This is a genomic window from Lysinibacillus sp. FSL L8-0126 (genome assembly GCF_038630385.1).
Lineage (GTDB): Bacteria > Bacillota > Bacilli > Bacillales_A > Planococcaceae > Lysinibacillus > Lysinibacillus fusiformis_D.
Window position 1 is genome coordinate 412,414 of record NZ_CP152028.1, and the last position, 12,286, is coordinate 424,699.

Below are 12,286 nucleotides of genomic sequence, written 5' to 3' on the forward strand. Positions count from 1 at the left end.
TTGAATAATCCCCTTTGTTTAATCAATTTCTAAGTGACGTACTGTATCAGTAATCGTCGAAATAACAGCATGCTCTACCATCGTATTAGCTTGTCGAATCGCACTAAAAATTGCTTTTGCATTCGATGAGCCATGCGCTTTAATTACAGGTGCTTGTAAGCCAAACAACCCTGCACCACCATACTCTGTGTAGTCCATTTTATTTTTTAAGTCACGTAAATTATTTTTCATGAGTGCTGCTGAAATTTTCGTTTTCGTTGATGACATAAATGCCTCTTTTAACATTGAAAATAAAGCGCCAGCCGTCCCTTCAATAGACTTCAACACCATATTGCCTGTAAAGCCATCTGTTACAACAACATCCGCTACTCCTTCAAGCAAATCACGCGCTTCTACATTACCAATAAAATTCAAATCAGCTTCCTTCAATAATTCGAAGGCAGCTTTCGTTAATTCATTACCCTTTTTTTCCTCAGTACCGATATTTAATAGGCCAATTCGTGGTTTTTGTAAGCCTCCAACCTTTTTAGCATAAATATCACCCATAATCGCATATTGCACTAAGTGCTCTGGTCGTGCATCTGCATTTGCTCCTAAATCAAGCATTAAGAAGCCTTTACCATCCAATGTCGGTAATGTTGTAGCCAAAGCTGGACGGGCTATCCCCTCAATTCGGCCAACTTTAAATAAGCCCCCTGCCATTAACGCTCCGGTATTCCCAGCAGATAGGCAAGCATCTGCTCTACCTTCTTCCACCGATTCCATCATGCGAGCCATTGAAGAATCCTTTTTTCGACGAACAGCACGTGCAGGGTCATCCGTTCCTTCTACTATTTCCTCACAATGTATGATTGTTAATCGATCATGTTGTTTTAAAAATGGCTCAAGCTTATCTTGCTGACCATATAATTGGATTTCTAAATTTGGGATTTGCTCTAATGCTAAGAGTGCACCTTCAACAACTGATTTTGGTGCATTGTCTCCACCCATTCCATCAAGCGCTAATTTCATTGTTACTCACCTTTACCTTTCGTGCGGTACATATCAAATTCACCAACAAAAACGGTTTCACCATTTACGGTAGATGTTACCTCGACTTTTGTACGATGATTAAGATCATCTCGTCCGATAACAATCGCTTTTGTAATAACACGATTTCCAGCACGCACAGGTTTCACAAATGTAATATTGGAATGTACGGTTAATGCTAGTTCGTCATCAATTACTGCGACCGCTAATGAGTTTGCTTGTGCAAACAAATGATGTCCACGTGCGATGCCATTGCGCTGAAAAACATGCTCTTCTTGTACATCAAAAATCGATAGTGCTCGATTATCTAATTCAATATCTACAATTTCTCCGATGACTTCATCAATCGGTAGAGATTTTACTTCATTTTCATAGTTTTTAGAAGCAACATCTTTAATTCGCTCTCGTAATTCTGGTATAGATAACTCCATACGATCTAAACGAATTGTTTGGACACTTACCTGAAACTGTGTTGCTAGCTGTTCATCTGTGACGAATGGATTTTCAGCTATCGTTTCAGATAGTAGTCGCTGTCGCTCTTTTTTCGTTCGTCTCAACATCATTCGCCACCTTTTGAGTTGTTATTAGCACTTGGTACTAATATCAGTATATAGAGTATAAAAAAAGAATGCAAGACTTGTTTTGAAATCAAGTACTCACATTCTCCTATGCTCATAAGCCCTCAATACTAATCGAAGCGCTCTCCCTGTAATACACCCGACTCTTCTAGCATTTTACGCAAGTATTGATAGTCATCATCCTGCCAAAACGCTTTTGTTTCAAGCATCTCTGTTGCATCTTTTCTTGCGGTCTCGAGTATACGATAATCATGTACTAAATCAGCTACTTTAAAATCTGGCAAACCACTTTGCTTTCTACCAAAAAAGTCCCCTGGTCCCCTTAATTCTAAATCTTTTTCAGCTAAACGGAAACCATCATTCGTTTCCGTCATCGACTGCATACGCTCTTTCCCTTCATCAGACTTAGGATCAGCAAGTAAAATACAGTATGACTGGTGCTCACCACGCCCGACACGCCCTCGGAGCTGGTGCAATTGCGCTAGGCCAAAACGCTCAGCATCATAGACAATCATAAAGGTAGCATTCGGTACATTAACACCTACCTCCACAACTGTTGTAGAAACTAAAAGCTGAATTGTTCCTTCACTAAAATCGCGCATCACCGCATCTTTTTCATCGGCTGATAAACGTCCATGCATTAAACCGACCTGATAACGATCTTTAAAATAAGTGGCTAGTTGCTCATAAATTTCTACAGCATTTTGAACATCAAGCTTATCAGATTCCTCAATAAGTGGACAAATAGCATAAGCTTGTCTTCCAGCCGCTAGCTCCAATTCTAGCTTGGACATCACAGAGCCGAGTTGCTCTTTTTTCATCCAATGCGTTTCAATCTGTTTACGGCCCGCTGGCATTTCATCAATTATCGATACATCCATTTCCCCAAATGCAGTAATAGCAAGTGTACGCGGTATAGGAGTAGCTGTCATAAAGAGGACATCTGGATTCTCCCCTTTATCACGCAAAATTCGACGTTGTTCCACACCAAAGCGATGCTGCTCATCTGTGATGACAAAACCTAGCTTTTGAAATATAACATCTGGCTGAATTAACGCATGTGTGCCAATGACAATGTCAAGATCACCATTTGCCAAATCTGCTAAAATCCCACGTCGCTCCTTTGTTTTAGTTGACCCAGATAACAAAGCAACACGAACATCAAAGGGTTGAAACCATTCTTTTAAGTTCTCCAAGTGCTGTTCCGCTAAAATTTCAGTTGGTGCCATTAAGGCTCCTTGAAAGCCCGCTGTCACAGCTGCATATAAACCGATTGCCGCTACTACTGTTTTCCCAGAACCTACGTCGCCTTGCAGCAAACGATTCATTCGATGTGGTTCCTTCAAATCTTTACAAATTTCATTAACCACTCGTTTTTGAGCATTTGTTAATTCATAGGGCAATGAAGCAATAAATGCTCGTAGTTTATGCACATCAAACTGAATGATTGTGCCACGCTCACTCTCTTTCCGCGTTTTACGTAATGCCTGTATACGCAATTGGAAGTTTAATAGCTCCTCATAAGCAAAGCGTCTTCTTGCTTGTTTAGCATGCCCAGCATCCAGCGGAAAATGGATACCCTCCAAGCCCTCTCGTATCGGAACAAGCTTATAGGACTCCTGTAAATAATATGGAATCGCCTCTGGTAGCTCTGCACCAAAATCATCTAACACTTGTCGCATATATTTACGAAATCTTTTTTGTGGAATCAAACCTTTCAGACTATACACTGGCTCAAAGTCTACTTGATCTGTTTTTGGCCCAAATGTGACAGTTGTACCATTGATTACTTGTCTACCACGATCCCATTTCCCCGTCACGGTAATAATGGAACCCGGTACAAGCTTTTGCTTTAAATAGCCTTGATTGAAAAATACAACTTTTACTAAGTGACGTCCTGCCAAAACTGTTACTTGAAGTCTTGATTTATTACGACCTAAAAATAATATCGTAGGCTCACGTTCTACCTTGCACTCAACTGTAACGCGTTCGTTATGTGGTGTTTGCGCTAAATCTTTTAAACGAAAATCTTCATGTCGATGTGGGAACGTCCATAATAAATCAGCTACTGTATTGATGCCTAGTGATTCAAGATGTGCTGCTGTTTCTTTCCCGATGCCTTTCACTTCATTGACATGGCTAAATAATTCAGTCATCCTATCCCACAACTCCCTTCATTCAAGTGGTACTCTTTATGTAACCATCCTAGCTTCCTCTATCTAATGTATCATATATTAATTCGCAGCCTCTACACATAAGCAAAAACCCCATCAATGCATGATAGGGTTATAAACGTCTGTCATTTATATTGCAAAATCATGTCAATAAAAAGCTTAATGGCATCAGGAAAGACATCTTCATCTAAATCAAATTTTGGATGATGATGTGGATATTGGCTTTTTTCGCCACCCATCCCAACAAAAATAAATGCACCTGGCCTATGCTTTAGATAATATGAAAAATCCTCGCCCCCCATTACTGGATCAACAAGCTCGAATACATCCTGCCCAAAATTTTCACAAACGATAGATTCTACGAAGCGTGATTGCTGAGGATCATTGATAAGGGGAGGCGTCCCTATAATAAAATCGATTGTCCCTTTCGCCCCAAAAGCATGGCAAATCCCTTCTGTTAAACTTACCATCTTCGCTTGAATGGTAGCTACTGTTTCAGGAGTTAATGCCCTAATCGTTCCTATTAATTTTGCTGTCTCTGGAATAATGTTATACGTTGTTCCTGCTTGAATATTTCCTACTGTAATAACGCCAGCATCAATAGGATTTATATTTCGACTAATAATACTTTGAAAGGATTGCATTAGATGACTCGCGATATAAATGGGATCAATCGTTTCATGTGGCATTGAACCATGTCCACCATGACCTTGAATTTCAATTTCAAAATCATCGACCGAAGCCATCATTGGCCCATGTGTTAAGCCAATTTTCCCTTTTTCTAAACCTTGCCATAAATGAATACCGAAAATAGCATCGACACCTTCTAAAACACCATTTTGAATCAAAAAGTCTGCTCCACTTGGTGTGATTTCCTCAGCTGATTGGAAAATAAGCATAATATTTGACTCGATTTTTTCCTTATTCATCGCTATCCATTGTGCTACTGCCAATAAAATCGCTGTATGCCCATCATGACCACACATATGTGCCACACCTGGCTTTTGAGAGATATAGGGCTTATCACCTTCTTCAACAATTGGTAAGGCATCTATATCTGCTCGTAAGGCAATTGTCTTCGTACCTTTTGTTCCTTGAATCATAGCCACTACGCTAGGAGGATCATACTCTAATATTTCAATTTGAAGCTGCTCTAATCGTTTACGAATAAATTGACTTGTTTCAAATTCTTGTCCAGAAAGCTCTGGATATTGATGAAGATAACGACGATCCTCTATAGCTTGTTTTGTTAAAAATGGTAGATTAGTTATTTCCACTAAAAAAACTCCTTTTAATTTACCTTGAGCGTTCCTACAAAGGAATGGAGCGTCTGATAAAGCCCCCCTTACAAAATGGGTGCTTATTTTATTATACTAAAATCATTCGCAACTAAACCAATATAAAAACATGCTACCTTTTTAGATAGCATGTTTCACCAGTTTTATTGAAGAGCTTTAATACTTTGTAGGCCACCATTTTCAAGTATAGCTTTACTAATAGCCTTTCCTGTTGGTGTTGCCGCTAGACCGCCTCGTGCAGTCTCTTTCAGATTCGGACTCATGGATTGTCCAATGCGATACATAGCGCCAATTACTTCATCACAGGGAATACGACTTGTTACACCTGCAAGTGCCATATCTGCCGCTACTAGCGAGTTAGATGCACCCATGGCATTACGTTTGACACATGGTACTTCAACAAGACCTGCTACTGGATCACAGACAAGACCAAGCATATTTTTTAAGGTAATGGCAAATGCTTCCGAACATTGCTGTGGCGTACCTCCAGCCATTTCAACAATGGCAGCAGCAGCCATTCCTGCAGCAGAACCAACTTCTGCCTGACAACCACCAGCAGCACCTGAAATGGAAGCGTTATTCGCAACCACAAACCCAAAAGCTCCTGACGTAAATAAATAACGGATCATTTGCTCACGAGTTGGATTTAATTTATTTTTCACTGCAAAAAGCGTTCCTGGTACAACACCTGCAGAACCCGCTGTCGGCGTTGCACATATTGTTCCCATCGCTGCATTTACTTCATTTGTTGCAACGGCTTTGCTTACAGCATCTAATAATAAATCACCTGATAGTGATTTTCCTTGCGCAATATAATTTTGAAGCAATACGGCGTCCCCACCAGTTAAACCTGTTACTGATTGCACACCTTGTAATCCTCGTTCAATGGCTTCTTCCATCACGGTTAGATTTCGATCCATTTGTTGGATGATTTCTTCTCGCGTTCTGCCAGTAATCAATATTTCCTGTTCGATCATGATTTCTGATATTAATTTTCCTTCTTGCTCTGCTCGTTCTACAAGCTCACGAACATTATGAAATAAAACGTCCATTTTGGGACACCCCCTTAGTTATTAATTTTAGAGACCTTTGTAATATGTGGAATTAAAGATATTTGCTGTAGCACCTTATCTTCAATGTTTTGATCAATTTCAATCACCATTAGAGCTGTTAAACCACGTTCTATACGTGAAACTTCCATATGCCCAATATTGACTTCATGCATTGCTAAACAATTGGCTACATTGGCAATACAGCCAGCACGATCATCATGCACAACAAGAATTGCTGGCATACCACCTGTTAAACGTAGCTTAAAACCATTGACTTCACTGATTTCAATTTTTCCGCCACCAATCGAAATACCAACTACAGACATTTCCCCTTCATCGTCTCCAATGACAAGCCGAGCTGTATTGGGATGCTCCGTATTAGCCGTTTCGGGAATAAATTCATATTCTAATCCCACTTTTTCGGCCTCTTCAAATGCTATTTTAATACGGTCATCAAATGTATCGTAATCTAATAGGCCCCCCACTATCGCAACATCTGTACCATGTCCTCTATACGTTTCAGCAAATGATCCATATAAATGAATTTTTGCCCATTTAGGTTGTCTACCAAATAAATCCCTTGCAACACGCCCAATGCGAGCTGCACCTGCCGTATGAGAGGAGGAAGGCCCAATCATGACTGGTCCAATAATATCAAATACTGAAGTAAACTTCATACAAACACCCCTCTATTCTATTCATATAATAATATTTATTTTTACTTATATCATGCTTGATAGCTACTATAAAAGTAAAGCATTTAATTTATCAACTTTCAGAAAATTACCACTACTATAATTTATAGTAACTATATAGGCTTATTTTTTGTCCACACCATATATACACATCAATAAAACAGTTAATATTCCAATAATTCCAATTTTTTTATCCTCTGGACACGTACATCTAGCTGTTCATATTTAGCACGTTTTTACTAAATATTATACATCCTCTTCTTTGTAGCATAAACAAAAGCAGTACACGTTTTGTGCACTGCTTTCTTTACGGAATAGCAAAGTAGCATGTAATTATTCTACTGAAATAATATATGGATATAACCCTTGTTTACCATCAAATAATTCAACTTCTACATCTGGATAGTTCTCTTCAATGAAAGCTACTAATGCTGAAGCAGCCTGTTCAGTTGTATCTTCGCCATAGATCACTGTAACTATCTCAGCATCTTCATCGACTAAATCTATGATTACCTTTTCTGCTGCATCCTTTAATGCTGGTGTAGAAAGGACAATTTTACCTTCTGCTAATGCCATAAAATCATCTTTACGGATTTCCACACCATCAATAGATGTATCACGCACTGCATAGGTTACTTGACCTGTCTTCACATTAGCAAATGCATCGGACATTGTCTTTTTATTTAGATCAACAGCTGCTTCAGGGTTAAACGCTAAAATCGCTGCCATCCCTTGTGGAATCGTCTTCGTAGGAACAACCGCTGCGTCAATCTCTAATAGTTCAACCGCTTGCTCTGCTGCCATAACGATATTTTTATTATTCGGTAAGATTAATACTTTTTCTGCACCGATTTCTTGTACGGCTTTAACGATATCTTCAGTTGAAGGGTTCATTGTTTGACCACCTTCAATGACATATGAAGCACCGATAGAGCGCAATAATTCTGCCACACCCTCACCCATCGCAATCGTTACGATAGCATACGGATGTTTTTCTACTTTTTTGGCAGTCGTTGGTGCTCTATGCTCCTCACCAACAATCGCTGAATGCTGCTCACGCATATTATCAACTTTTATTTTAATAAGACTACCGTATTTTTGTCCGATTGATAAAACAGAACCTGGTTGCTCAGAATGGATATGAACCTTCGCAATTTCTTCATCGGAGATCACAAGCAAAGAATCCCCCAAAGGATTTAATTCATTACGGAAATGCTCCTCATCGAAAGGTTCTTTCCCTTCTTCTAAACGCACCATTATTTCAGTACAATAGCCAAATTCAATATCTTCAGTATTCATGAAATCCTGTACTCTATGATGCTCTGCATTGATTAAATCATCTAAGGTCGCATCATTTTTCTCTGGAAGAGGCTCACCTTTTAAAGAGGCTAGAAACCCTTCATACACAAATAGTAAGCCCTGACCACCACTATCCACAACACCGACCTCTTTTAAAACAGGTAGCAATTCAGGTGTACGATCTAATGAAGCCTTTGCTTCTGCTGTAAAAGCTTCCATCACGGCAATGATATCGGTTTCAGTTTCTGCCACTTCTACACCTTTTTTTGCCGCCTCACGTGCTACTGTTAAAATAGTTCCTTCCACAGGTTTCATAACAGCTTTATAAGCTGTATCAACACCCGCTTGGAAAGCCGCTGCAAAGCCTTTTGCATCAATGGTTGCTTCTTTTTCAATAAACTTCCCAAAGCCTCGGAATAATTGCGATAGAATAACGCCTGAATTTCCGCGCGCACCCATTAAAAGACCTTTTGATAATGCCTGTGCTGTTTTACCAATATGTTCTGAAGCGGCAAGTTCTGTTTCCTTTGCGCCAGATGTCATCGATAAGTTCATATTAGTCCCTGTATCACCGTCCGGTACTGGGAATACATTTAATGAATCTACATAATTTGCATTTTGGTATAGATGATGCGCACCCATTTGTACCATTTCAGCAAACTTTATACCGTCTAAAGACTGCATTCGATTTAGTTCCTCCTCTTAATTCGCTACACGAACGCCCTGTACAAAGATATTGACAGATTTTACGCTCATACCTAATGTTTTATCTACTGTATATTTCACTTTCGATTGCACTTGGTAAGCAACTTCCGAAATTTTTGTCCCGTAACTAACAATAATGTACATATCTATATGTAAATCGTCGTCCTGTTGTCGAATAACAACACCTTTTGCGAAGTTTTCTTTACGTAAAATATCAGTTAGACCATCACGAATTTGATGTTTAGATGCCATGCCAACAATACCGTAGCATTCTACAGCAGCACCACCAGCAATTTGTGCAAGTACATCTGTTGAAATATCAATTTGGCCGAATTCATTGTTTAATTCAATTGACATAGGAATGCCTCCTTGGCTCTTTTTGACTAAAGTATATTGTAACACTTTCGTTATAATTTAAGCAACCTAAGGCAGTATAGAAAGGCTTTATAGCAACGTTTTCTGACTTCAAATAGACGCATTTTCCTTTCCGTCAAAAATTGCCATTTTACGAAAATAGTTATTTCGTCCGTTCTGCTTAGCTAAATATAACGCTTGGTCAGCAATATCACAGCATGTTTGTAAATGCTCATACATTGTCAGGTTAGCATGACACATTCCAATACTAACCGTTACGTATTGAACAATATCTGATTGCCTATGTGGAATCTTTAAGTCACGCACTTCCTTTAAAATTTCTTCACATATAGGCTCAGCAAACTTCTCAGTATGCTGACTAATCATAATAAATTCTTCTCCACCCCAACGAGCAACAAACGCCTGATACTTCTCTGCAATTTCCGCCAATAAGGAGGCTACTTTAACAATGACCGCGTCACCCTGTATATGTCCATAGTAATCATTAAACTTTTTAAAATAATCAATATCAATCATCATTACCGTTAATGTTTGTGGTTGATGAAGCTGATGTCCTATTTTAGTCAATTGCTGATTAAATGCTCGTCGATTTGGCAGATTCGTTAAAGGATCTTTTAGTGCTTGCTCTGCTAATGCTTTATTTTTAACAGCTAGCAGCTCTGATAATTGTTTCGTTTTGATCATTTCTTCATCCAATAAAATATGCTGCGTAGTTATTTGTTTTCGAACCTTGTAGGTCTGATATTGAATTATGATACCAATCGGAATTAAAAGAGACATCGGTAATATGACTTTAATATTCTCACTGGACATGCCAACACTCAAATATGTACTCGCAATAATTGCTGGTGCAGAAAGTAAAATAATCCAACTAATTTTTCGTAAAGGTAATGCAAATACCGTACAAATAATGATTAAAATCACCTCATATAATGCTGCATGATGAAAGAAATAAACATCCATTACCGAAATTGCCGTAATCAATAGCATAATCGTGTAAATATAAATAACAACTAGGTGTTCATACTTCTGTATATTAACAGAGGTAATGTGAATTCGTTTTTCCCTAACAAATAACAATACGGCTATATCTATATAAAACATGGCGATATGAATGGCAATATAGACGGGGACCATGGCTCTTTCTGCTTTGACAAAGAAAACCTCTCCATAATGAATAAGGGAAATAATAGCCGATACATACATAAGTGACCAAGCAACTGTTCTCATCCCTTTTAAATTCGACTGAACCATTTCTTTGCGAATAGAAAAAGCTATTTTTTCTTGATTTTTCATAATACTCGCTCCTATTGTCCGCTTTCAGTTATATAATGTTCTATATGTATCGTCTAAAGAATGAAAAATACAAGTAGGTCGAAATTTTTTTGATAAATAAAAAAGTTGATACTTTTATAGCATCAACTTTGTTTATATTATATTCAGTTCAATATTTTAAAATTTATTTGACTAAAAAAGACTTTTAATAAGCTTGTCGATCATAACAGGCATTTCTTTAAAGGCACTATCCACATGCAGTCTTTCTGTTTTTTGGTGTGCATCTTTGCCAAAGGGACCGACATTTAATACAGGCCCCTGTAATGCAGACATTTCTTTAAACGGAATACTATACGTATCTCCCCATACAGGTGTGTTACGTTCGAATGCTAACCACTCGTTTGAATCATCTGTGTAGTTAACATAACTTAAATCACAAATCCCGTTAAAATAATGAATCTGCTCCACCTCAATAGCAAATGTTTGAGCCGTTTTCTTCATCAATTCAATCGATTGAATAACAAGTGGATGATTGGATGAATTAATTGCTGGATAATAAGGTGGTGCATATAGCAAAACTGTTGCTGGTGCTAATTCCTGACAACGAATCATGAGCTGATCAACAATACGTATAGATTTTTCACGATCGTCCCATGCGTGATGCTGAAGAACTTGCTGTTTGATCGTTCGCACTTCCTCCTCACCCAATTTATGGATAGCATGCTCCAACAATGCCTCATATCGCAAAACCTGTACATTCCCTACCCCTTGTACTTTTTCTCGGGTGCAAACTTTTTGGTATTGCTCATTACAAGCAGCCATGGCTTGTAATGCCACTTGTTCAAAGATAGCCATTACTTCTGCAGCTGTACGTTTTAATAAAAATACATTGTACAGTGCAGCCGCACAATATGGTGTTTGTGTAGAATACTCCATTTTTAAATCTTTTAATTGTAAAGAAACTGGCAGTGGCGTACTTTCTCCCAAATCTGTTTCACGGAAAAGAGGATTCCACTCCATGTACTGTGTCATATAAGAAGCAATAAAGTTAGCGGTCATGCCCTTTAAAGGTTCGCCAACATGCGTCTCTTTGCCATAAAATAAAGCAGCTGGCATTATTTTCCCTATAGTACCTGAATAGATATATTCATTTGTATCAGATGGCCCTTGCGAAAAGGAAGGTTCACTATTTAAAAATAATTTATAGGTTAGCCCATGTTGTTCACGAAGTCTCACAAGCTCCACAACAGCAGCTCGCATTCCAGCAGAGTTTACTTCCTCATCAGGTACAGTAGTTAAAATCAAATTAATTGGCCATTGTTCAAAGCTTGCCTTTTCAATGAGCTGCATATGTAAAGCAAGTCCCATTTTCATATCCATTGTGCCACGACCAAATAAATAATTACCTGACTCCAAATCAATTCTAGCCGCTTCTGGTAAATCTTCTTTGTATTTAGACTCCATCAGTTTTTTTGTTAATTCCTCTGGATAAAAAGCTAGTGGCTCTAGTTCTCCATATTCCTCCGTATGCACTGTATCGAAGTGACTGATTAACACCACTGTTTCTGTTGCTGTTGGGTGCTTATAAAATGCCGTAACAGCATTTCTTCCAAGCCCTGCATCATGTAATTCAATAAGCTCTGGATGTTTTTCAAAATATGGAAGCGTTAACAATTTATCTTTTAATTTATAGGCAAAGTCATTTTCACCCTTTGTCAATGTCCTGCTTTCCCAACTGACAATTTCACATAGCAATGCTCGCAGTTTTTCAGGTGTATTCCACATATAATTATTCATACAAACTCT

At 38.4% G+C, this 12,286-nt stretch carries 10 protein-coding genes; all 10 read right to left on the minus strand.

Annotation, left to right across the window (positions count from 1 at the left end; genetic code table 11):
- Nucleotides 1–18: 18 nt before the first annotated feature.
- Nucleotides 19–1,011, minus strand: coding sequence for a phosphate acyltransferase PlsX (plsX, locus tag MHI34_RS02050; protein WP_058843495.1), 993 nt, complete (start codon nt 1,009–1,011; stop codon nt 19–21).
- Between the two features lie 2 nt (nt 1,012–1,013).
- Nucleotides 1,014–1,586: a transcription factor FapR gene (gene fapR / locus MHI34_RS02055; RefSeq protein WP_036124838.1), complete on the minus strand. Its 573-nt coding sequence runs from the start codon at nt 1,584–1,586 to the stop codon at nt 1,014–1,016.
- Between the two features lie 131 nt (nt 1,587–1,717).
- The gene (gene recG / locus MHI34_RS02060; protein ID WP_036124807.1) at nt 1,718–3,763 is read right to left on the minus strand and encodes an ATP-dependent DNA helicase RecG; all 2,046 of its coding nucleotides are present in this window, start codon (nt 3,761–3,763) and stop codon (nt 1,718–1,720) included.
- A gap of 143 nt (nt 3,764–3,906) precedes the next feature.
- The gene (locus tag MHI34_RS02065) at nt 3,907–5,058 is read right to left on the minus strand and encodes an amidohydrolase (protein ID WP_249645908.1); all 1,152 of its coding nucleotides are present in this window, start codon (nt 5,056–5,058) and stop codon (nt 3,907–3,909) included.
- A gap of 164 nt (nt 5,059–5,222) precedes the next feature.
- Nucleotides 5,223–6,131: an L-serine ammonia-lyase, iron-sulfur-dependent, subunit alpha gene (gene sdaAA / locus MHI34_RS02070; protein WP_249645909.1), complete on the minus strand. Its 909-nt coding sequence runs from the start codon at nt 6,129–6,131 to the stop codon at nt 5,223–5,225.
- Nucleotides 6,132–6,145: 14 nt separating this feature from the next.
- Nucleotides 6,146–6,808, minus strand: coding sequence for an L-serine ammonia-lyase, iron-sulfur-dependent subunit beta (sdaAB, locus tag MHI34_RS02075; protein WP_036124814.1), 663 nt, complete (start codon nt 6,806–6,808; stop codon nt 6,146–6,148).
- Nucleotides 6,809–7,159: 351 nt separating this feature from the next.
- The gene (locus tag MHI34_RS02080; protein WP_249645910.1) at nt 7,160–8,809 is read right to left on the minus strand and encodes a DAK2 domain-containing protein; all 1,650 of its coding nucleotides are present in this window, start codon (nt 8,807–8,809) and stop codon (nt 7,160–7,162) included.
- Between the two features lie 18 nt (nt 8,810–8,827).
- Nucleotides 8,828–9,187, minus strand: a complete 360-nt coding sequence (locus tag MHI34_RS02085) for an Asp23/Gls24 family envelope stress response protein (protein WP_004269431.1) — start codon at nt 9,185–9,187, stop codon at nt 8,828–8,830.
- A gap of 108 nt (nt 9,188–9,295) precedes the next feature.
- A complete protein-coding gene (locus tag MHI34_RS02090) occupies nt 9,296–10,501 on the minus strand; it encodes a diguanylate cyclase (protein WP_058843491.1) in 1,206 nt (401 codons plus the stop codon).
- 171 nt (nt 10,502–10,672) lie between these two features.
- Nucleotides 10,673–12,277: a M20/M25/M40 family metallo-hydrolase gene (locus tag MHI34_RS02095; RefSeq protein WP_342504064.1), complete on the minus strand. Its 1,605-nt coding sequence runs from the start codon at nt 12,275–12,277 to the stop codon at nt 10,673–10,675.
- Nucleotides 12,278–12,286 lie beyond the last annotated feature (9 nt).

What these genes read in the sequence shown, in the direction of transcription:
- MHI34_RS02085 (WP_004269431.1), bottom strand. Translation starts at nt 9,187, where the DNA reads ATGTCAATTGAATTAAACAATGAATTCGGCCAAATTGATATTTCAACA.
- sdaAA (WP_249645909.1), bottom strand. Translation starts at nt 6,131, where the DNA reads ATGGACGTTTTATTTCATAATGTTCGTGAGCTTGTAGAACGAGCAGAG.
- plsX (WP_058843495.1), bottom strand. Translation starts at nt 1,011, where the DNA reads ATGAAATTAGCGCTTGATGGAATGGGTGGAGACAATGCACCAAAATCA.
- MHI34_RS02080 (WP_249645910.1), bottom strand. Translation starts at nt 8,809, where the DNA reads ATGCAGTCTTTAGACGGTATAAAGTTTGCTGAAATGGTACAAATGGGT.
- MHI34_RS02095 (WP_342504064.1), bottom strand. Translation starts at nt 12,277, where the DNA reads ATGAATAATTATATGTGGAATACACCTGAAAAACTGCGAGCATTGCTA.
- sdaAB (WP_036124814.1), bottom strand. Translation starts at nt 6,808, where the DNA reads ATGAAGTTTACTTCAGTATTTGATATTATTGGACCAGTCATGATTGGG.
- MHI34_RS02090 (WP_058843491.1), bottom strand. Translation starts at nt 10,501, where the DNA reads ATGAAAAATCAAGAAAAAATAGCTTTTTCTATTCGCAAAGAAATGGTT.
- recG (WP_036124807.1), bottom strand. Translation starts at nt 3,763, where the DNA reads ATGACTGAATTATTTAGCCATGTCAATGAAGTGAAAGGCATCGGGAAA.